Origin of the sequence: Kribbella sp. CA-245084 (genome assembly GCF_050942355.1) — a bacterium.
Lineage (GTDB): Bacteria > Actinomycetota > Actinomycetes > Propionibacteriales > Kribbellaceae > Kribbella.
On the sequence record NZ_CP192053.1, the window covers coordinates 3,635,220 to 3,654,995 of the forward strand.

The window sequence follows — 19,776 nt, forward strand, 5'->3', positions numbered from 1 at the left end:
AGAGAGGTTCTGACATGTCTCGGCCAGGTTTTGTGCTTGAGGTGGACGACCGGACCCCGCCGCTGCTCGTGCACAACGGTGAGGGCTTCCTGCTGGAGCGGTTCCCGCTCGGCACCCGGGTGGTGTACCCGCCGGAGGCGCTGCCGCCGGTGCGGGACGTCGACGAAGCGATCCAGAACGCGCTGCTCAACCCGATCGAGTCCGAGCCGCTGCCCGAGCTGCTGCGTGCCGGGATGCGGCTGACGATCGCGTTCGACGACATCTCGATCCCACTGCCGCCGATGAAGAAGCCGGACATCCGGCAGCGCATCATCGAGGCCGTGCTCGAGCTCGCCGCGCAGGCCGGTGTCGACGACGTCGAGCTGATCTCCGCGAACGCGCTGCACCGCCGGCTCACCCCGAACGAGCTGCGCGACATCGTCGGCGAGCGAGTGTTCCGGTCGTTCTTCCCGGACGGCAAGCTCTACAACTTCGACGCCGAGGACAGCGCGAACCTGACCCACCTGGGTCAGACCAGGCACGGCGAGGATGTCGAGATCTCCAAGCGGGCCGCCGAGTCGGACCTGCTCGTCTACGTGAACGTGAACCTGGTGGCGATGGACGGCGGCCACAAGTCGACGTCGATCGGGCTGGCGTCGTACAAGTCGCTGAAGCACCACCACAACAGCCACACGATGATCCACTCGCGGTCGTTCATGGACCACAAGCGGTCGAAGATGCACGAGTCGGCCTGGCGGATGGGCGAGATCCTCACCCAGCACGTGAAGGTGTTCCAGATCGAGACCACGCTGAACAACGACATCTTCGGCGGGTCGCTGGAGTTCCTGCAGAAGCGCGAGTGGGAGTGGTCGATCAAGGACCAGGCCTCGATGCTCGGCACCAAGCGCGCGCTCGCCGCGGCGCCGGCCAAGCTGCGGCACAAGATCTTCACCGACGTCCGCTCGAACTACGGGCTGACCGGGGTGCACGCCGGCAAGATCGAGCCGGTGCACGACAAGACTCTGGAGAACGTCCACCGCCAGCACCTGGTCGAGGTCCAGGGCCAGTCCGACGTCGCGATCATGGGCGTGCCGTTCATCGGCCCGTACAACGTGAACTCGGTGATGAACCCGATCCTGGCGGCCTGCATGGGCCTGGGGTACTACTTCAACTCGTACCGGGGCAACCCGATCGTCCGCAAGGACGGCGCGGTGATCCTGTACCACCCGGTCGACTACGAGTTCAGCCAGCTGCACCACCCGTCGTACGTCGACTTCTTCGAGGAAGTGCTTGCCGAGAGCACCGATCCGGCCACGATCGAGGCGAAGTTCGAGAAGCAGTACGCCGAGGACCCGTGGTACATCCACCTGTACCGGACGTCGAACGCCTACCACGGCGTGCACCCGTTCTACATGTGGTACTGGATCTCGCACGCGCTCGACCACTGCGGCGACATCGTCTGGGTCGGCGCGAACCGCAAGACCGTCGAGCGGATGGGCTTCCGGTCCGCGTCGACGCTGCAGGACGCGCTCGAGATGGTCAGCCACTCGGTCGGCCGGTCGCCGTCGATCACCTACCTGCACAACCCGCCGCACCTGCTCGCGGACGTGCGCTGATGGGTACCAGCCTGGTGAAGTTCAGCCGCGACACCGCGCGTGACGTGAAGCAGGTCGCGCGCGGCTGGCGGTGGGGCCGGCGGCCGCAGGTCCCGCGGTCGGCCGAGCCGTACGTGATCCCGAAGGAGTCCACGGTCTTCCCGACCAAGTGGGCCCGGACGCCGGCCGCGATCGCGGTCCGCGACCTGATCCAGAAGGGCCCGCTGAACGCGGTCCTGAACTTCGAGGTCAGCCCGCAGGTCAGCGGACTCGACTCGCTGTTGAAGCTCGACGGCCCGGCGATCATCGTCGCGAACCACTCGTCGCACCTGGACACCCCGTTGCTGCTGCTGTCGCTGCCGGACGCGATGCGCCGCAAGACGGCGTTCGCGGCGGCGGCCGACTACTTCTTCGACACCTGGTGGCGGGCGGCCGGGTCGGCGATCGTGTTCAACACGTTCCCGATCGAGCGCCGCGGCGGCAACCTGAGCTCGACCCCGGGCGACCTGCTCGCCGACGGCTGGAACGTGGTCGTGTTCCCGGAGGGGACGCGCTCGCCGGACGGCTGGATCCAGCGGTTCCGGATGGGCGCGGCGTACCTCGCCGTCGAGCACGACGTGCCGGTGATCCCGGTCGGTATCAAGGGCTCGTTCGCCGCGATGCCGCGCGGCCGCGGCTGGCCGGTCCCGGGCCGCCCGGCGGTGCACGTCCGGTACGGCGACCCGCTGTACCCCGCTGAAGGTGAGAGCCCCCGCGACTTCGCGCCCCGGATCGCCGCCGCGGTCTCGGCACTCCTCGATGAGGAGTCCACCACCTGGTACGAGGCCCGCCGCCGCGCCGCCATCGGTGCGTCCCCGTCGCAGACCGGTCCCGCGGCCGCACGCTGGCGCCGGGTCTGGGAGACGACCCGGCCGATGAAGGCGACCGACGGCCGCCGCCGCGCCTGGAAGTAGTTACCGCCGGTTGCGTCCGGAGAGAGCTTCGGACGCAACCACGGCCATCGCCGCGTACCCGGCGTCGTTCGGGTGCAGGTGGTCGCCGGAGTCCAGGGCCGGATCGATCCGCTGTTCGTCGGCCGGATCCCCGACGGCCCGGGCGAAGTCGGCGACCGCGTCGTACTGACCTGAGGTCCGGATCCACTGATTGGCCTGCGTCCGGATCGCCTCGGCCCGGGCGAAGTCGTCCGGGTTCATGTAGTCGGCTTTGAACGGGGTGATGGTGCCTCCGATGATGCGTACTCCGCGGGCGCGCGCGGCGGCGATCATGCTGCGGTAGCCGGCGATGAGCTGGTCCGCCGTGACCCTGGGCGTGACACCGCAGCCGAAGTTGAACTCGCTGTCCCAGATGTCGTTCTCGCCTTCCTCGACGATCACCGTGCGAACTCCGGGCTGCCCGAGTGCGTCGCGCCGGAACCTCGTCACGCCGACCTCTCCGAAGCACGGCAACTCGTGCAGCAAGAGGTTTCCGCTGATGCCGACGTTGGCTACGCCAAGCTTCGTCTTGCCGAGTCGCTGCGCGAGGTCATCGGAGTACCGGTGGTCGGCGCCGATCGTGGAGTTGTGGCCGTTGGTGATCGAGTCGCCGTAGGTGACGACCGTGCCTGCCGCGCCGGTTACGTCCACGCCGGTGAGGTAGTAGAAGGCATGGCTGGTCGCGGTGCCGGGGGAGTTGTCGTGCAGATGGTTGCCGGCAATCGCGGATGTCGTGGTGAGCCCGTCTTCGTGGAAGGTCGCTGGTCCGGTCGCGCCGTCGACGTACAGCGAGACCACGAGTTGCTCGCCGGCCACGGTCGAGATCTGCACGGCGTCGGACGTCGTTGTCCGGCCGGGGGCGATCGTCGTACGGCGATTACCGTGGAAGGTGACGTCGGTCCGGTCCACCGTGATGCCGGTGACCTGGAGTGGCTTGGTGCCGTACAGGTTGGACAGACGGATCCGTAGGCTTCGGCCGCCTGTGCTGAGCCGGATGGTCTGCCGGATCGTCTGGTGGTCGAAGCCGGCCTGGCTCCAGTTGCCGTCCGCTGCCGTCGGGCTCTGCATCGCGCTCGCCCAGGCAGCCGACCAGGCCGCGTTGGGCGGCTGAGCCTGCGCCGACGTGGTGAACAAGGTTGCGGCCGCGGCGATCGCGCCGACGGCTAGGTACTTCGTGGTGCGCATGTCGATCCTCTCAATCGGAGAATCGATAGTTGCAGTGCCACTAGTGTCAATGCAACTAGATTTAGTCAGTGACGGCGTACCAGCCGACGAGGAGATGGACGGGGACGCCGTCGGGGTCGTTGTCCTCGAGGTCGTCGAACTCGGTCTGCAGAGCGAGTAGGCGGCGGCGGAATTCGGCCGCTCGGGCGGGGCTCACATTGGCGACCATGCCGCGGCCGACCAGCAGGCCGAGGGGTGTCTCGGACTCGGCGCCGATGGGGACGCGGCCGGCGGTCAGGTTGGTGACCAGTTCGGTGCGGAACTCGCTGAAGAGGGCCGACAGGGTATCGGCGAACTCGGCGGACGCCGCCTCGTTCGTGACCAGGTCGCGGCTGATGGTGAAGTCGAGCTGGGCGGTCCGGTAGCGCTGTTCCTGGATGCCCGAGACCAGTCGCGTCTCGGCAACCCGGATCAGCTCGGCTGCCTCGAGTTGTTTGAGGTGGCGGTAGAGCTTCGTCTGCGGTTCGCCGAGGGCGGCCGCCAACTCCTTGGCCGACATCACCGGCGGCGCCGAGCGGTCGCCGCTCATCAGGAGGCGGAGGATCGCGACGCGGGTCGGGTCCGACAGTGCTCGCATCGTCTCGACGTCGGTGATCGTTCGGACCGACTGCGGTTCCTGCATCATGGCTCCTCAGGATTTACGTCTTGCGCAATGTTCGCACATCTGACAATGTTCACGCCAACGTGAATAGGTGGGAGCCGAGATGAACAACGAACAGCTGGAGCGTTTCGCCGATCTGGTCGTCCGCGTTGGTGTGAACGTGCAACCGGGGCAGGGCGTCGTGGTGAATGCCGATATCGCCCAGGCCGAGATCGCCAGGGCAGTCGTCGAGCGCGCGTACGTCGCCGGTGCGAAATGGGTGGAGGTGCTCTGGTCCGACGGGCTGGTACGCCGGTCGGATCTCGTCCACTCCGACCTCGAGACGTTGTCGGCGGACCGGCCCTGGTCGCTCGAGCGCATCCGCGGCTGGGTGGAGGAGGGCATCGCAACGATTGCCTTGACCGGTACGCCGGACTCGGGCCTGTACGCCGGGATCGACCCAGCTCGCGTTGCCGCCGTACGGAGGCAGGAGATGGCCGCTCGGCAGCAGGCGGTCATGAGCGGACAGTGGCGCTGGACCGTCATCGCCGCGCCGAACGCGGGCTGGGCCACCCAGGTGTACGGCGAACCCGACGTCGACCGGCTCTCGGACGCGGTCGCCCGGGCGATGCGGCTCGACGAGGCCGACCCGGTGGCAGCATGGCGCGAGCGTTCCGCCGTACTGGCTGAGCGGTGTGCGGCCCTCGACAAGCTGCAGATCACGGAGCTCCACTACGCCGGTGAAGGGACCGACCTGACCGTCGGCCTGCTACCCGACTGTCGCTGGACGGGTGGGTCCGTGACGGATCCGGCGGGCATCTCGTACCTGCCGAACATCCCGACCGAAGAGGTCTTCACCAGCCCCGACCGCCGGCGCGCTGACGGCGTCGCGCGGGTGACCAAGCCGGTCGTCATCGCAGGCCAACTCGTGGAGGGGCTGCAGCTCACCTTCAAGGCGGGCCGGATCACTGAGGTGGACGCGACGACCGGCGCCGACCTGGTCCGGGCTCAGCTCGACGTGGACCCCGGCGCCCGCAGCCTGGGCGAGGTCGCCCTGGTCGACAAGGACTCGAAGGTTGCGCAGGCGGGCATCGTCTTCCACAACACGCTGTTCGACGAGAACGCCGGCAGTCACATCGCCTGGGGACAGAGCTTCCCGTTCGCCGTTGCCGACGGCATGCAGTTGACGCCCGACGAGCGAGCCGAGCTGGGGCTGAACAACGCGACCGTCCACACCGACGTCGTGGTCGGCGGCGACGGGCTGACGATCACCGCCGCGACACCCGACGGTCCGGTCGTCCTCCTGCGTGACGACGTCTGGGTCCTGGGCGGCTGACGGTACCCTTTCCGCGTGAGCCTTGCCGTACGAGTTATTCCCTGCCTGGACGTCGACGCCGGCCGCGTCGTGAAGGGCGTGAACTTCGCCGACCTGCGGGATGCCGGCGACCCGGTCGAGATGGCGCAGGTGTACGACGCGGAGGGCGCCGATGAGCTCACGTTCCTCGACATCACCGCGTCGTCGGGTTCGCGCGAGACGACGTACGACGTGGTCGGGCGGACCGCCGAGCAGGTATTCATCCCGCTCACGGTGGGCGGCGGCGTCCGCGAGGTAGCCGACGTCGACCGGCTGCTCCGCGCGGGTGCGGACAAGGTCGGCATCAACACCGGCGCGATCGCCCGGCCCGACGTGATCCGCGAGATCGCACACCGGTTCGGCAACCAGGTCCTGGTGCTGTCCCTCGACGTACGGCGGTCCGCGGAGCAGCCGAGCGGGTTCGAGGTGACGACCCACGGCGGACGGAAATCGGCCGGGCTGGACGCGATCGAGTGGGCGCAACGCGGCTGCGAGCTGGGCGCGGGGGAGATCCTGCTGAACTCGATGGACGCCGACGGGACCAAGCAAGGGTTCGACCTGGAGCTGATCAAGGCGGTGCGTGCGGTGGTCGACGTACCGCTGATCGCCAGCGGGGGAGCGGGGGCGCCGGAGCACTTCCCGCCCGCGGTGCAGGCCGGCGCGGACGCCGTACTCGCCGCGAGCGTCTTCCACTTCGGCGACTTCCGGATCGCCGACGTGAAGAAGGCCCTCCGCGACGCCGGGATCGTGGTTCGGTGAGCATGCAAGTGGAGCGCTCGGAGGAGATGGTCGCGGCGATCGAGCAGGAGCTGTCCGCGCTGTTCCGCCGTTCGCGCTCCGCGTCGCTCCGACTGGCCCGGCGCGTTCACTCCGAGATGGATGCCGCCGGGTACGCGCTGATCTCCCAGATCGAGATGGGGACCGGCAACGGCGCCGGCGTACGCGCCTCCGATGTCGCCCAGGTCCTCGGCCTCGACAAGTCGACCGTCAGCCGCGGCATCACCCAGCTCGAGAACCTCGGCCTGATCGAACGCGTCGGTGACCCGGACGACGGCCGCGCCCGCCTGCTCCGCCTCACCACCACCGGCGCCGAGCGCTACGAGGCGATGCGCACCCAGCGCCAGACCGAGTTCCGCGCCATCCTCGACCGCTGGAACCCCACAGACCTCGCCGACCTGGGCCGCCTCCTGGCCCGCCTGAACACCGACCTCGGCTGAGGTTTCACCCCGTGTAACCAGTTCTCCACAGCCTGGGCATATGGTTGTGGAAACCAACTATCTGAGTATATAGTTGGGTTATGCAACTAGCTCAGCAACCCCTCGTCCCGGGGGTAGAGCGGGACGCGCCGGCGCAGGAGGTCCTCGAAGGGGTCAGTTCGCTGATCCGCGCCGTGCGCTGTATCGAACACCGGCACCTGATGCCCGACAGCGGGCTGCGACGGTCCGACGCGAGCGTGCTCAAGATCCTGCACAAGGGCGGCGAGCAGCGCGGCGGAGAGATCGCGGCCAAGCTCGGCGTCGACGCGTCGGTCGTGAGCCGGCAGGTAGCAGCGCTGGAGGCCGACGGACTGGTGAGCCGTCGACCCGACCCGGCCGATGCCCGGGTCGGGCTGGTCAGCCTGGCGCCCGCCGGAAAGGCCCAGCTGGAGGCCCTCTACTCGTCCTACACCCAGCACCTTCGTGCGGCCCTGGCGGACCTCGACGACGACGCGCTGCTCACCGCTGCGGAGACCATGCAGCGGATCGCGCACGCCATCACCGAGGTCAACCAGGTCGTGAGGCGCACACAATCGACTGGAGACTGATGACTGTCACCGAGACCCGGCAATCGCAGACGCCCGCTGCGCCGGAACTCACCCACCGCGAGATCCTCGAGATCCTGATCGGCCTGCTCGCCGCGCTGTTCACGGCGATGCTGAGCTCGACGATCGTCAGCAATGCCCTGCCGACGATCATCGCCGACCTCGAAGGCACCCAGACGCAGTACACCTGGGTGCTGACCGCGAGCCTGCTGGCCACGACCGTGTCTACCCCGATCTGGGGCAAGCTCGCCGATCTGGTCAGCAAGAAACTGCTGGTGCAGCTGGCGATCTCGGTGTTCGTGGTCGGCTCCGCGTTGGCCGGCCTGTCCCACACCGTGCCGTTCCTGATCGGCGCCCGCGTCCTGCAGGGCCTCGCGATGGGCGGTCTGATGGCGCTGGCCCAGGCCATCATCGGCGCCGCGATCCCACCCCGGTCGCGGGGCCGCTACTCCGGCTACATGGGTGCGGTGATGGCGGTCGCGACCGTCAGTGGCCCGCTCATCGGCGGCGTCATCGTCGACACCTCGTGGCTCGGCTGGCGCTGGTGTTTCTACGTCTGCGTCCCGCTGGCCGTGATCAGCCTGGTTATGCTGCAGAAGTTCCTGCACCTGCCGACGGTCAAGCGTAAGGTCCGGATCGACTACCTCGGCGCGGTCCTGATCAGCGTCGCCGCGAGCCTCCCGCTGCTGTGGGTCAGCTTCGCCGGCACCGACTTCGGCTGGGTCTCCTGGCAGTCGGCCCTGTTCGTCGGCGGCACGCTGCTGTTCGGCATCCTCGCCGTCGTGGTCGAGAGCAAGACCCCGGAGCCGCTGGTCCCGCTGAAGGTCGTCAAGCAGCGCACCACGGCGCTGGCGATCGTGGCCAGTGTCGCGGTCGGCGTCGCGATGTTCGGCAGCGCGCTGTTCCTCGGTCAATACTTCCAGATCGCCCGCGGCTACAGCCCGACCGAGGCCGGCCTGCTGACGATCCCGATGATGCTCGGCTCGTTCCTCGGGTCGATCGGTTCCGGTCAGATGATCACCCGCTACGGCAAGTGGAAGCGGTACCTGGTCAGCGGCGCGATCCTGCTCGTCATCGGCCTCATCCTGCTCGGCACGATCGACCACACCACGCCGTACTGGTACACCGGTCTCGGCATGCTGCTGATGGGACTCGGCATGGGTATGACCATGCAGAACCTGGTCCTCGCCGTACAGAACACGGTCGACGTCCGCGAGATCGGCGCGTCGAGTGCCACGGTCTCGTTCTTCCGCAGCCTCGGCGGTGCGGTCGGCGTGGCGGTGCTGGGCGCCGTACTCGCGGCCCGCGTCAAGGACCTGATCATCGCCGGAGTGCTCGCCGGACCGGGTGGTGCGGAGGCGGCGCGGAAGTTCCAGGAGGGCGGATCGGGCAGCACGAGCCTGCTCGACGTCGGTCACCTGCCGCCGCAGTTGGCTGAGCTCGTGCGGCAGTCGTACGGCGATGCCACCGGCCGGATCTTCCTGATCGCGGCCGCGTGTGCGCTGGTCAGCCTGGTCGCGGTGTTCTTCATCAAGGAGGTCCCGCTCCGGAAGACCGTGGCCAAGGTCGACGACATCGAGGACCTCGCCGATCGCGCAGTACACGACTAGAACACGACTAAAGCTCGGGAGGCTCCAGGCCGGTCAGTTCGCGGGTGCGGATGATCGGTGAGCCGATCAGCCACAGCACGGAAAGCAGGCCGCCGGCTGCGGAGACGAGGAGGGTTTCGCGGACACCGATCCAGGTGCCGAGGAACCCTCCGACGACCGCGCCGAGCGGCCTGATGCCGTAGTTGATGCTGCTGAACGCGCCCGCGACCCGGCTCCGCATGTGGTCGTGGGTCACGGCCGCCTGCAACGAGTTCAGCGGTACGTCGAAACACATCACCGCGAACGCCCCGACGAATTCGGCCGCACCGAGCGCCACCGCCTTTACCCAGGTCGGACCGTCCGCGAGCGCGGCGATCGCGATCGAGGCGGGGAAGATGAGCGCACCGGCCGCAATCACCGGACCGGCTCCGAAGCGACGGCTGAGCGGCGACGCGGTGACGGCGCCGAGCAGGCCGCCGGACGCGCCGATGCCGAACGCCAGGCCGATCGTCCCCGCGGACAGCTCGAGGATGCGGCTGGCGAACAACACCAGCAGTGCCGTACTCATCAGGTTGAAGAAGTTGACCGTGGTCGCGCAGGCCAGGCTGCGGCTGAGATACGGGTGCTTCAGCACGTAGCGCATGCCGGCCCGAGCTCGCCGGAGGAGTGGCTCGGTCGACTCCTCGGATACGCCCGCAGTGATCTTCAACCGGCTGATCTGGATGGCCGAGAAGACGAAGGACAGCGCGTCGACGATGATCGCGACCGGGGCAGTGAGCGCCTGGATGAGCGCGCCGCCCACCGCCGGTCCGGCCATGAACGAGATCGAGCGGGATGCGGAGAGTTTGCTGTTCGCCTCCAGGAACTGGTCGCGCTCGACCAGTCGCACGAAGAACGACGCGTACGCCGTGCCGAAGAAGACCTGTGCCGTGCCGGCCAGGATCGCGATCGCGTACAAGTGGCCCAGGGCAAGGAGATCGAGCCAGTAGGCGATCGGCAGCGAGAGCAGCACGACGGTGCGGACCAGGTCCGCCGCGATCATCAGCGGGCGTTTGTCGCGGCGGTGGTCGACCCAGGTGCCGATGAACAGCGACGCGATGTTCGGCAGCCAGACCGCCGCGGTCAGGAACCCGACCTGGCTGGGGGAGGCGTCGAGCAGCGTGACGGCGATCAACGGCAAGGCGAGCTCGGTGACCCGGTCGCCGAACGCCGAGATCGTTTGCGCGGACCAGAACGTGCGGAACCGGCGGTCGCGCCAGAGGCTGGTGGCGGAGACCGTGCTCATTGCGAGTCCGTTGCTTCGGGCAAGGAAATGCGGAGGTAGCGGACCGGATGTGCGTCGTCGGGCGTCTGGTCGGCGTCGCGACGCTGGACGTACGGCGCGAACAGTTGCTCGATCGCGGACTCGATCGCCTCTGCCTCTGCGGGGGTGATGACCAGCAGCGTGTTCGCCGAGCCGGCCAGCCGGCTCCATTCGGGGGCCAGGTTCGGTTCGGTCTCCGCGATCCAGTGCTGAGCTGCCTCGAGCGCCTGGTTCATGATCTCGGTCCGCAGCAGGCGGCCGGCCTCGACGCCCTCCGCGGTGTCCGGCATCTCGTACCGGAAGCCGTGAGCGACCGCGTTCCACCAGCGCTGCCGCCGGTCCGAGCCGCTCGGCGGCGGGCCGTCGACGACCAGGCCGAAGGTGGCGAGGTGCCGCAGGTGCCAGCTGGTGACGGACGGGGAGGCGCCGACGTGCTCGGACAGCTGGGTGGCTGTGGCCGGGCCGTTCCTCTGCAGGTAGCTGAGCGCAGCGAGCCGGACCGGATGCGCCAACGCACGCATCGCCTGCGGGTCGGTGATCTCGAAATCGCCGTACGGATTTCTGAGAGACATGTTTCGAGAGTAATCTCTCAGATCTCTCGGAGGCAACCTCTGTCGCCGGTCCGGGTACGGCGGGACACTGAAGGCGTGGACGACCGAAGGGCGGATATCGCCGCTCTGTACCGGCAGACCTGGCCGCGGCTGATCGGCGTACTGGTGTCGATCGGAGGGTCGCGCGTGGACGCCGAGCTGGTGGCGCAGGACGCGTACGCGAGGCTGCTCGGGCGCTGGGATGCGATCTGCCGGTTCGAGGATCCGGAGGCGTGGGTGCGGGGGGTCGCCGTGCGGACGATGGTCGGCCGGTTGCGTCGTCGTGAGGTGGTGCCGCGGTTGGTGGCCCGGCTCACCGGTCCTCCGGCTTCGGTGCGTGAGCCCGCTGGTGACGTGGCGGCCGCGCTGGCTGGGATCACGCCGGAGCAGCGGGCGGTCGTCGTACTGCATGACGTGATGGAGCTGGCGGTCGATCAGATCGCTCAGGATCTGGAGCTGCCGGTCGGCGCGGTCGAGGCGCGATTGGCGCGGGCGCGGCGGGCACTCGGGCGGGTCCTCGCGGATGCGTGACCAGCTGGTCGAGTACGTCGACGAGCGGACGCCGGACGAGGCGCCGCCGTTCGAGGAGCTCGAGCGGGCCGCCCGCGACCTGCGGCGGCGACGGTACGTCGTGTCGGCCGCGGTGGTGGCGGTCGTGATCGTGGCCGGGATCGCCGGCGTACTCGGTTATCCGAGAGCCGGGACCGAGCCGACGATCGGGCTGGAGGCGCCGAAGTACGCGGTCGACGGGCCGGCGCCGCAGCGGTACAAGCTCGGTACGACGGTGATCCTGCTCCGGGGCGAGATCGCGGTGACGTCGGCGCGGCTGGATCCGGATCATCTCTCGATCCTGACCGTGGGAGTCGAACCGGACGAGGTCGCGATCGAGCCGTGCCAGCCGAACACGGTGGTGCGGATCCTGTCCCAGGACGGCGGGTCGGTTCGGATCGCGGCGTACCGGTACGGGGTCGGGCCGGATCAGAACGAAGGCCACCAGTGCAACAATCCCGGCCCCGCGCCGACCACGCTGAAGCTCGATCTGAAGAGTCCGCTCGGGAACCGGACGGTGTACGCCGGTACGACCGGTGAACGCGTTGTGCTGAAGGGACGCGGCTGCCTCAGGCCGGCTGGATCGTTCTCTGCCAGATGTCGCTGATCAGATCCGGGCGCATGCCGACGCCGGTGTAGAGCGCGACCGCGGGGGTGGGGTTGCTGGAGTCGACGTGGAGGATCGTGCCGTCGCGGCCGGCTGCTGCGTCGGTGGCGAAGGCGGTGCGGAGCAGGAACGTGGCGAGACCGCGTCCGCGGGCGGCCGGTACGACGGCGAGGCGTCCGACGTACCCGCAGTTGTCGGTGCTGACGAAGTTGTCGTTGCGCTCGGTCACGCCGACCGGTTGCCCGTCCAGCTCGACGATCGTCACCTGCGACCATTCGAACGTCGACCGACTCTCCCGCGACTCAACCCAGTCCTCGAACGGCCGTGGCAACGCACCAGGCTGTTCCTTGAACGCCTCGATCAACACGCTGTGCGCCGCCCGCTTGCTCGCCTCATCAGGCGCTCCCCGCCGTACAACCACCCCCTCCGGCACCACAGGAGCCACCACCCCGCCCTCAAACCCAATCCGCATCCGCTGCACCGAAGTACCCACCACAAACCCACGCGCCCGCAGCACATCCGGCAGCAGCTCGTCCTGCCGGATCACTCCCACCCGCACCACAGCCTGACTACCGGCGCGGTGTTCGGCTTGGGTCAGGAGCCAGTGGAGGACGGCCGGGGAGTTGCTCAGGATGTCCACGCTTACGTGGGTGTCGGTTGTGACTGCGGTTGCGGAGCCAGCGAAGCCCCCGTCGGAGGTGAGGACTACCCAGCCGTCGGTTTGGAGGTTGATGCCTGGGTCGCGGAGGTAGTTGGCGACGTCTTCGGGGCTGTGTTTGGGGAAACCCAGGAGAGCGGAGGTGTACGCCGCGGACTGCTCGGCGATGAGGGGTGCGTCTTCCAGGACCATCGGGCGGAAGGTGTGGCCGGGAGGGAGGCTCATGCGGCGGTGACCTCGCGGCGCAGGACCTCCATGACGAGGGTGGGCTGCATGCCGACCGACAGGTAGACGCCGAGGGCGGGTGTCGGGTTGTTGGTGTCGACGTGGAGGATCGTGCCGGCTCGGCCCGCTGCCGCGTCGAGCGCGAACTGGTCCCGCAGCAGGAACTTCGCCAAGCCCTTCCCGCGCGCCTTCTCCAGCACGCCCAACCGGCCGATGTACCCGCAGTCCTCGTCCCCGACGAACTGGCTCGTGCACGACCGGATCGCCACGACCTCACCATCCAGTTCGAGCAACGTCAGCTGCGACCAGTCGAACGCCGAGAAGTTCTCCTGCGCCGCGTGCCACTCCTCGAACGACCGCGGCGTGAACCCGAACTGCCCCTCGAAGCTCGCATTCAGTACGGCGTGCCCCGCGCGCTGACTCGATTCATCCGGCGCACCCCGCCGGACCGTCACCCCGGCCGGAACCTCCGGTACGGCGACCGGCCCGGCGTGATCGATCCGCATCCGGTGGAACGTCGTACCGGGCTCGAAACCGTACCCGGCGAAGCGATCCCGGCGCGCGGCGTCCACCTGGTAGTTGCCTCCGTCCAGCTGGACGGACGAATGCCCGTACGCCGCAGCGAACTCCGCCGACCGCCTGAGAATGCACTCGAGCAGGTAGGTCTCAACGGCCAGGTCTGCAGTCACCACATCCAGGTCGAGCTGGCGGTGGTCGCCCTTGCCGAAGACCGAGCCGTAGCCGACCAAGCGGTCCCCATCGAACACCAACCACCCATCGGTCTCTGCAGTGAACCCGGGCTCGGTGAGCTCGTCCTCCGCGTCCTCCAGCGTGTAGTCGGCGAAGCCGACCACCGACGTGTTGTAGTCCGACACCAGCTCGAGGAGCGCCTGGGCGTCCTCCTTCGACGGCGGTCGGACGGTGTACGAGGCTGGCAGTACGGCGGTCATGCACTCATGGTGGTGAACGACCGCCGTACTGTCCAAGGCATTAGCACTCGGAGAGGCCGCCGGTCTCGTTGTTCATGTAGCCGGCGTACGCGTACCCGATCTCCTGGCCCGGGATGCCGGTGAAGACCCCGTAGTACTCCTCGCCGCCGGCGCCGTACAGCCAGCAGGCCAGCCGCAGTCGCTGGGACTGTTCGCAGGGGTACATGAGGTCGTCCGTCGCGAGGTCCGGCCGGGACCGGACGTAGAACTCGATCCTGCAGTTCGCGAAGACATCGTCGTCGGCCGTGGCAGCGGTGGCAGCCGTGCCGGCAGTCTCAGCGGTGCTCACCGGAGCCGCGGTGGCGGGTGCGATCCAGGCGCACGCGGCCAGCGCGAGCCCTCCGATCATGGTCGCTGCGCCGCGGGTCCGGAGACGGGTCATCGAAGACATAGAAGGTTCCTCCCGAGTTTCTGTGGTGTTCCCGCACCATCCTGCTCGGGGCGCCATCGGGTCCGACAGCGCACGAACCGTTCATCTATGACCGGTCGTCGAGCCGCTCCTCCAGCTGCTCGGCCTCGTCGTCGCGTCCGTGCTGCCGGTACAGGTCGCGAGCCTCCCACCACACCGCACGCGCCTGGTCGCGGCTGCCCATCGCGGCGTAGGTGTGGCCGAGCCGGTCGAGTGTGTCGGCGATCTCGAAGGTGTTGTCGAGATCGCGATAGATGCTCAGGGCATCGAGGTAGTACTGGACGGCATCCTGGTGGCGGCCGGTGTGGTGGTCGATGAGCCCGAGGCTGTCCAGGGTTTGCGCCTCGCCGTTCACGTCCTGGTGATGCCGGAACAGGGCGAGGGCCTGCCGGCAATGCTCGCGAGCTGCATCGTCAAGGCCGAGTCGCGCGCCGAACCACCCCACGGCGTTGAGCGCATCGGCTTGTTTGATCGGGTCATCGAGTCCGCGGTAGAGCTCCAGTGCGCGTTCGGCGTGCTCCAGCGCCTTTCGGTCGTCGGGCCAGACGGACGCGAGCGTGTAGTGCGCCTGGGCCTGCAGTGCACGATCGTTCTGCTCCTCGCTCAGGGCGAGGGCCCGACCGAGGGCTTCGATCGCCTCCGGATGATGTCCGAGCATGACGTGCGCACGGCCGAGGAGCCGATGGGTGATGATCTGGGCGTCGGGGTCGGAGAGCCGGTCGGCGGAGTCTACTGCGAGCTGCCACACGGCCAGCTGATGGTCGCGGTGACCTCGCCGGTAGTGGAAGTCGTTCAGCGCCCAGGCCAAGTGCCACGCTGTGCTGTAGAGCGCGTGTGCTGCAGCTGTGTGCTGGGCGGCGAGCAGATTGCGGTGCTCGGCGTCGAACCAGTCCATCGCAGCCGGGATGTCGGACGGTGCTTCCGGTTGGCAGCCGGGGACGGGTGGGTCGAGTTCGATGGGCGGGCGGTGCGTATCCAGGTGGCGTGCACCGGCGTAGGCGGTGTGGGTGTAGTAGTCGAGCACCCGCCGCAGCGCAGCTGACCCGACCTCGTCGGCGAGGTGATGGGCGGTGGTCGCGTAACGGCGGACCAGATCGTGCATGCGATAGCGGCCGGCGGCGTCCCGGCCGATGAGCGATGCCTGCTCCAGCCTGCGCAGCACCGTCCGGGTCCGGCTTCGTCCGCGGCCGGTGAGGCTGCCGGCGGCCGCCAGTCCGATGTCGGGTCCGGGAGCCATCGCGAGCAGCCCGAACACCTCGGCCTCTTCGTCGGTCAGTGCGTGGTGGGAGAGGGAGAGCGCCGCTGGCAGGCTCGCGGCGGGGTCCGCGTCGTCGAGTACGTCGAGTGTGCCGCCGCGCAACTCGTCGGCGACATCGGCCAGGGACAGATGAGGGTCGAGATGCGCGCGGCCCGCGATGATGCTCAGAGCCAACGGAATCCCGCCGCACAGGCTGACGAGTTCGTCCTCCGCCGTGGACTCGGTCTGCAGGCGTTCGGTCCCGAGCCGAGCGACGAGCAGTGCGTGAGCCCCGGTGTCGTCGAGGGGGTCGACGGCCAGGTGGTGGGCGCCTTGTCCGGTGAGCAGACCCGAGAGCTGGTTGCGGCTCGTGACCAGCACGGTGCCGTCGCCCGGGAGCAGCGGAGTGACCTGGGCGGTGTCGGCGGCGTTGTCGAGCACCACCAGCATCCGCTTGTCGGCTACCAAACTGCGGAACAGTGCTGCCTGCGCGTGCGGGGCGAGTGGGACGCGGTCGGGCTCGACGCCGAGCGCGTCGAGGAACCCGCGTAAGGCGACTGCGGGGTCCATCGGATCGCTGTCCGGGCTGAAGCCGCGCAGATCGACGAAAAGCTGCCCGTTCGGGAAGCGGTCGGCGTTGCGATGGGCCCACTCCAACGCCAGCCAGGACTTCCCGACCCCACCGGTGCCGACCAACGCACAGATACCCACACCGCCGGTGCTGGACGCCGCGTTCGGTTGCAGCGCGGCGTCCAGCTGGTCCAGCTCTTCGTGCCGGCCCACGAATGGCGTGGGTGGGGCCGGCAGTTGGCGGGGGACCGGTACCGCCGTTGGTTCGGCCACACCCGCCGCCGCGGCCAGCAGTTGGTCCAGCTCAGCCGGCCGCAGGTCGAGCGCGACGGCCAAACGACGTACTGACGCCAACTGCGGGTTGCGGCGGGTGCCGGTCTCCATGCCGCGGATCGTGCTGACCGAGACACCGGAACGATCGGACAGAGCTTCCTGAGTCAGACCGGCCCGCAACCGGAGCTGTCGGACGGCAGCCGCGAAATGTTCTCCCACACTGTGGTTCTACCAGCACGATCGGTCACGGACGGTCACTCAGCAGGCCTTGTCCCACTCCAGGTCACATGTCGTCTGAGCGGACTTGAACGTCTTGACGGCGGCCGGGGGAGTGCCCTGGTCGGACCACGACGCGAGTGTGACGCCGACGGCATCCTCGATCGAGCGCGGGCTGCTGAGATAGTTGTTGCTGATCATCGAGAACACCAGCTTGCGGCCGTCCGCGTTGGACACGTAGCCGGACAGCGCCGTGACGCCGGTGAGCGATCCGGTCTTGCCGTGCAGGTTGTTCGCGGCCGGGGTGTTCTGCATCCGGCTGCGGAGCGTGCCGCCGACGAACCGTTCCGGGTTGCCCGCGATCGGCAGGGCGTCGTACCACTGCTGGAACCACGGCTCCTTGCGCGCGGCGATCAGGATGTCGGTGACCGCGTCACCGGTCACGTTCACCTTGCGGGACAGGCCGGAGCCGTCGGACAGCCGGATCCGGCTGGTGTCGACGCCGACGCTCTGCGCGTAGTTCGTCACCACGTCCAGCCCGGCCGGCCAGCTGCCGTCGGCCTCGACGACCGCGCCCATCGCCTTGACCAGCGTCTCGGCATGCATGTTGTTCGAGAGCTTGAGGAACGGCGTGAGCAGCTCGCCGACGGTCATCGACTCGTCCCGGGCCAGCCGCGAAGCGCCGGTCGGAGTGGTCGCGTTCTTGATGTGGCCGCTGACCGAGATGCCCTGCGCGGTCAGCGCCCGGCGGAACACGTCGGCGGCGTACAACTCGGGCTCCCAGACGGTCGTCCACTCCTGGTCGACCGAGGCGCCGAGCGGGATCGAGCCGCTCACTCGGACGACGTTGGTGCCGTGGTCGCGCTCGACGTTGATGGTGTTGGAGGTGCCGGCTGCGCCGGTGGTCGCGGTGTTGACCAGCTTGATCGCGCCGGTCGCCGGGACCAGGGTCAGCTTGGCCGGTGCACCGGCGGCAGCGCCCGGGCGGCTCTCGACGATCGCCGTACCGGAGTCGTAGTCGGTGTTCGGGGCGAGGGTCAGCGCGGAGATCTGGGCGTTGTAGTAGAACGGCTCGTCGTCCCAGGCCCAGCTGTCGCCGAGCCGGACGTGATCGAAGTACGAGTCGTCCGCGATCAGGTCGCCGTCGACCCGCCGTACGCCGGCCGCCTTCAGCTGTTTGGCCAGGCCGGCGTAGTCGGACTCCAGCGCGGTCGGGTCGCCGTACCCCTTCAGGTAGAGGTCACCGCGCAGCTTCCCACCGCGGACGGGTGCGGTGGCGAGTACGTCGGTGTGGAAGCGGTACGACGGGCCGAGCACGTGCATCGCGGCCGTCGAGGTGAACAGCTTGGTGTTCGAGGCGGGCAGCATCCGCTGGTCGCCGTTGCGGTTGTACAGCGTCTCCCCGGTGGTCGCGTCGCGGACCACGAGCTCGACCTGCGACCCGTCGTACCGGCTGTCGTTCAGCAGACTGTCGAGCCGCTGCTGCAAAGCCGTCTCTTGTACTGCGGTCGGCGCGCCGCTCGACTGCGTGGCGACACCGCCGACAACTGCTGCGACCGCGGCCAGCCCCGCGACCAACCCGCGCCCCGACACTCTCGGTAAATGACTCACGAGACACTCCCTCAAACCAGGCGGAAAACAACTAGCCGGAGTCTCTACCCCGGATGACTCCAGGTCCAGAGATGAGGTCTCGCGTTTCAGGTGAATCGATGGAAAAGTTCGTCGGACAGGTAACCGCCCCCACCTGAGGAGTCCCGATGCGACGACTTCTGGCTATTGCTCTGGCTGTGCTCAGCCTCTCCGCGTTCCTGTCACCGCCGGTGCACGCCGCGACCACCTCGGCCGTCTTTCCGAGCGAGATCGTCGGCGAGGACTTCCCCGATCCGGACGTGTTCCAGCAGAACGGCACCTGGTACGCGTACTCGACCAACAACGGCCGCGGCACTGTCCCGGTCGCGACCGCCCCGAGCGCCAACGGACCGTGGACCATCCGCGGCGACGCGATGCCCGGCGGCCCGTCCGCTGCCTGGGCCCAACCGGGCCGCACCTGGGCCCCGGACGTCTACCCCAACCCGGACGGCACCTACACCCTGACCTACACCGCCTGGCACAAGGCATCCGGCCACCAGTGCATCGGCGTCGCCACCGCCACCTCACCGCTCGGCCCCTTCCAGCCGGTCGGTACGACGCCGCTCATCTGCCGGCTCGACCAGGGCGGCGCGATCGACCCCAACACGTTTGTGGCCAACGACGGCACCCGCTACCTGGTCTGGAAGAACGACGGCAACGCGATCGGCCAGCCGTCGACGCTCTGGCTCACCCGTACGGCGGACAACGGCCGGGCCCTGGTCGGCGGCAACACCGCGATGCTCACGTCGAGCGGCGTCATCGAGGCGCCGGACCTCGTCCAGCGCGGCAGTCAGTACGTGCTGTTCTTCTCCGGCGGCGGGTATAACGACTGCAACTACCTCACGTCGTACGCGACCTCGACGAGCCTCAGTGGGCCGTGGACAACGGCGTACCGGCCGTTGATGACGACGGCGACGTTCGACAATGCGGTCTGCGGGCCGGGCGGCGCGGACGTCGTCGACAACAAGATCTTCCTGCACGGCTGGGTCGGCAACCAGCGGCATCTGTACGTCGCCGACATCGGGTGGGCGAACGATTACCCGGTGGTCCGTGGGAGCCGGGTCCGGTACGAGGCTGAGCGCGGCACGCTCAACCACTGCAGCGTCCGCGCCAACGCCGCCGGCGCCTCGGACGGCAAGGTGGTCGCGTACATCGACTACGCCGACTCCTGGGTCGAGAACACGGTCTTCGCGCCGGTCGCGGGCAGCTACACCCTGCACGTCGGGTACGCCAACGGATCGGCGTCCACCGCGAGCCACGGCCTCGTTGTCAACGGCAACAACGCGGGCTCGGTCAGCTATCCGGTCACCGGCTGGGACAACTGGCACGAGAGCTCGGTATCGGTCACGCTCAACGCAGGCTGGAACACGATCCGGCTGACGAAGGGCGATCTGTACACGGAGGTGGACTACCTCGAAGTGCAGTAAC

The 19,776-nt window shown here is 68.5% G+C and carries 19 protein-coding genes; 10 read left to right on the forward strand and 9 right to left on the reverse strand.

Annotated elements, in window-relative coordinates:
- Window positions 1-41: 41 nt before the first annotated feature.
- Entirely contained in the window at window positions 42-1,595 is a 1,554-nt protein-coding gene (locus ACQPYH_RS17470; protein ID WP_432892540.1) for a lactate racemase domain-containing protein, read from the forward strand.
- The gene (locus tag ACQPYH_RS17475) at window positions 1,595-2,527 is read left to right on the forward strand and encodes a lysophospholipid acyltransferase family protein (protein WP_432892542.1); all 933 of its coding nucleotides are present in this window, start codon (window positions 1,595-1,597) and stop codon (window positions 2,525-2,527) included. Before ACQPYH_RS17470 ends, ACQPYH_RS17475 begins: the two co-directional genes overlap by 1 nt.
- On the opposite strand, the gene ACQPYH_RS17480 is transcribed toward ACQPYH_RS17475, so the two are convergent.
- Window positions 2,528-3,730 carry an SGNH/GDSL hydrolase family protein gene (locus ACQPYH_RS17480; RefSeq protein WP_432892544.1) on the reverse strand — a complete coding sequence of 401 codons (1,203 nt, stop codon included), beginning with the start codon at window positions 3,728-3,730 and terminating at the stop codon, window positions 2,528-2,530.
- A gap of 61 nt (window positions 3,731-3,791) precedes the next feature.
- A complete protein-coding gene (locus ACQPYH_RS17485) occupies window positions 3,792-4,394 on the reverse strand; it encodes an ArsR/SmtB family transcription factor (protein ID WP_432892546.1) in 603 nt (200 codons plus the stop codon).
- Window positions 4,395-4,473: 79 nt separating this feature from the next.
- Here ACQPYH_RS17485 and ACQPYH_RS17490 point away from each other — a divergent pair, with 79 nt between their 5' ends.
- The 5 genes from ACQPYH_RS17490 (at window position 4,474) to ACQPYH_RS17510 (ending at window position 9,114) form a co-directional block, all read left to right on the forward strand.
- Entirely contained in the window at window positions 4,474-5,685 is a 1,212-nt protein-coding gene (locus tag ACQPYH_RS17490) for an aminopeptidase (RefSeq protein ID WP_432892547.1), read from the forward strand.
- Between the two features lie 15 nt (window positions 5,686-5,700).
- A complete protein-coding gene (gene hisF / locus ACQPYH_RS17495; protein WP_130450792.1) occupies window positions 5,701-6,462 on the forward strand; it encodes an imidazole glycerol phosphate synthase subunit HisF in 762 nt (253 codons plus the stop codon).
- Window positions 6,463-6,464: 2 nt separating this feature from the next.
- A complete protein-coding gene (locus ACQPYH_RS17500) occupies window positions 6,465-6,920 on the forward strand; it encodes a MarR family winged helix-turn-helix transcriptional regulator (protein ID WP_432894424.1) in 456 nt (151 codons plus the stop codon).
- Between the two features lie 80 nt (window positions 6,921-7,000).
- Entirely contained in the window at window positions 7,001-7,507 is a 507-nt protein-coding gene (locus ACQPYH_RS17505; RefSeq protein WP_432892548.1) for a MarR family winged helix-turn-helix transcriptional regulator, read from the forward strand.
- A complete protein-coding gene (locus ACQPYH_RS17510) occupies window positions 7,507-9,114 on the forward strand; it encodes an MFS transporter (RefSeq protein ID WP_432892549.1) in 1,608 nt (535 codons plus the stop codon). The genes ACQPYH_RS17505 and ACQPYH_RS17510 overlap by 1 nt, the downstream gene beginning before the upstream one ends.
- A 7-nt stretch (window positions 9,115-9,121) precedes the next feature.
- On the opposite strand, the gene ACQPYH_RS17515 is transcribed toward ACQPYH_RS17510, so the two are convergent.
- Window positions 9,122-10,378, reverse strand: coding sequence for an MFS transporter (locus ACQPYH_RS17515; protein ID WP_432892551.1), 1,257 nt, complete (start codon window positions 10,376-10,378; stop codon window positions 9,122-9,124).
- Window positions 10,375-10,968, reverse strand: a complete 594-nt coding sequence (locus ACQPYH_RS17520) for an ArsR/SmtB family transcription factor (protein WP_432892552.1) — start codon at window positions 10,966-10,968, stop codon at window positions 10,375-10,377. The genes ACQPYH_RS17515 and ACQPYH_RS17520 overlap by 4 nt, the downstream gene beginning before the upstream one ends.
- Window positions 10,969-11,043: 75 nt before the next feature.
- Here ACQPYH_RS17520 and ACQPYH_RS17525 point away from each other — a divergent pair, with 75 nt between their 5' ends.
- Together ACQPYH_RS17525 and ACQPYH_RS17530 are read left to right on the forward strand one after the other, a co-directional pair.
- Window positions 11,044-11,517 carry a sigma factor-like helix-turn-helix DNA-binding protein gene (locus ACQPYH_RS17525; protein WP_432892553.1) on the forward strand — a complete coding sequence of 158 codons (474 nt, stop codon included), beginning with the start codon at window positions 11,044-11,046 and terminating at the stop codon, window positions 11,515-11,517.
- Entirely contained in the window at window positions 11,510-12,142 is a 633-nt protein-coding gene (locus tag ACQPYH_RS17530; protein ID WP_432892555.1) for a hypothetical protein, read from the forward strand. Before ACQPYH_RS17525 ends, ACQPYH_RS17530 begins: the two co-directional genes overlap by 8 nt.
- On the opposite strand, the gene ACQPYH_RS17535 is transcribed toward ACQPYH_RS17530, so the two are convergent.
- From ACQPYH_RS17535 to dacB, 5 genes are all read right to left on the reverse strand, one after another.
- On the reverse strand, window positions 12,105-13,025 hold the full coding sequence (locus ACQPYH_RS17535; RefSeq protein ID WP_432892557.1) for a GNAT family N-acetyltransferase: 921 nt from the start codon (window positions 13,023-13,025) through the stop codon (window positions 12,105-12,107). The two genes, ACQPYH_RS17530 and ACQPYH_RS17535, sit on opposite strands and share 38 nt — an antisense overlap.
- A complete protein-coding gene (locus ACQPYH_RS17540; RefSeq protein WP_432892559.1) occupies window positions 13,022-13,975 on the reverse strand; it encodes a GNAT family N-acetyltransferase in 954 nt (317 codons plus the stop codon). Before ACQPYH_RS17540 ends, ACQPYH_RS17535 begins: the two co-directional genes overlap by 4 nt.
- A gap of 40 nt (window positions 13,976-14,015) precedes the next feature.
- A complete protein-coding gene (locus ACQPYH_RS17545) occupies window positions 14,016-14,396 on the reverse strand; it encodes a hypothetical protein (protein WP_432892561.1) in 381 nt (126 codons plus the stop codon).
- Window positions 14,397-14,490: 94 nt separating this feature from the next.
- Window positions 14,491-16,722 (reverse strand): ATP-binding protein, encoded by a 2,232-nt coding sequence (locus ACQPYH_RS17550; RefSeq protein ID WP_432892562.1) that lies wholly within the window; start codon window positions 16,720-16,722, stop codon window positions 14,491-14,493.
- A 39-nt stretch (window positions 16,723-16,761) separates the two neighbouring features.
- Window positions 16,762-18,330 carry a D-alanyl-D-alanine carboxypeptidase/D-alanyl-D-alanine endopeptidase gene (dacB, locus tag ACQPYH_RS17555; protein ID WP_432892563.1) on the reverse strand — a complete coding sequence of 523 codons (1,569 nt, stop codon included), beginning with the start codon at window positions 18,328-18,330 and terminating at the stop codon, window positions 16,762-16,764.
- A 146-nt stretch (window positions 18,331-18,476) separates the two neighbouring features.
- On the opposite strand from dacB, the gene ACQPYH_RS17560 reads away from it, so the two are divergent.
- Window positions 18,477-19,775, forward strand: coding sequence for a family 43 glycosylhydrolase (locus ACQPYH_RS17560; protein WP_432892565.1), 1,299 nt, complete (start codon window positions 18,477-18,479; stop codon window positions 19,773-19,775).
- Window position 19,776: the final 1 nt, after the last annotated feature.

Bases quoted from the DNA above. Each gene is read 5' to 3' on its own strand.
- ACQPYH_RS17475 (WP_432892542.1), top strand. From the start codon at position 1,595: ATGGGTACCAGCCTGGTGAAGTTCAGCCGCGACACCGCGCGTGACGTG.
- ACQPYH_RS17480 (WP_432892544.1), bottom strand. From the start codon at position 3,730: ATGCGCACCACGAAGTACCTAGCCGTCGGCGCGATCGCCGCGGCCGCA.
- ACQPYH_RS17485 (WP_432892546.1), bottom strand. From the start codon at position 4,394: ATGATGCAGGAACCGCAGTCGGTCCGAACGATCACCGACGTCGAGACG.
- ACQPYH_RS17490 (WP_432892547.1), top strand. From the start codon at position 4,474: ATGAACAACGAACAGCTGGAGCGTTTCGCCGATCTGGTCGTCCGCGTT.
- ACQPYH_RS17500 (WP_432894424.1), top strand. From the start codon at position 6,465: ATGCAAGTGGAGCGCTCGGAGGAGATGGTCGCGGCGATCGAGCAGGAG.
- ACQPYH_RS17505 (WP_432892548.1), top strand. From the start codon at position 7,001: ATGCAACTAGCTCAGCAACCCCTCGTCCCGGGGGTAGAGCGGGACGCG.
- ACQPYH_RS17510 (WP_432892549.1), top strand. From the start codon at position 7,507: ATGACTGTCACCGAGACCCGGCAATCGCAGACGCCCGCTGCGCCGGAA.
- ACQPYH_RS17515 (WP_432892551.1), bottom strand. From the start codon at position 10,378: ATGAGCACGGTCTCCGCCACCAGCCTCTGGCGCGACCGCCGGTTCCGC.
- ACQPYH_RS17520 (WP_432892552.1), bottom strand. From the start codon at position 10,968: ATGTCTCTCAGAAATCCGTACGGCGATTTCGAGATCACCGACCCGCAG.
- ACQPYH_RS17530 (WP_432892555.1), top strand. From the start codon at position 11,510: ATGCGTGACCAGCTGGTCGAGTACGTCGACGAGCGGACGCCGGACGAG.
- ACQPYH_RS17535 (WP_432892557.1), bottom strand. From the start codon at position 13,025: ATGAGCCTCCCTCCCGGCCACACCTTCCGCCCGATGGTCCTGGAAGAC.
- ACQPYH_RS17540 (WP_432892559.1), bottom strand. From the start codon at position 13,975: ATGACCGCCGTACTGCCAGCCTCGTACACCGTCCGACCGCCGTCGAAG.
- ACQPYH_RS17545 (WP_432892561.1), bottom strand. From the start codon at position 14,396: ATGACCCGTCTCCGGACCCGCGGCGCAGCGACCATGATCGGAGGGCTC.
- ACQPYH_RS17560 (WP_432892565.1), top strand. From the start codon at position 18,477: ATGCGACGACTTCTGGCTATTGCTCTGGCTGTGCTCAGCCTCTCCGCG.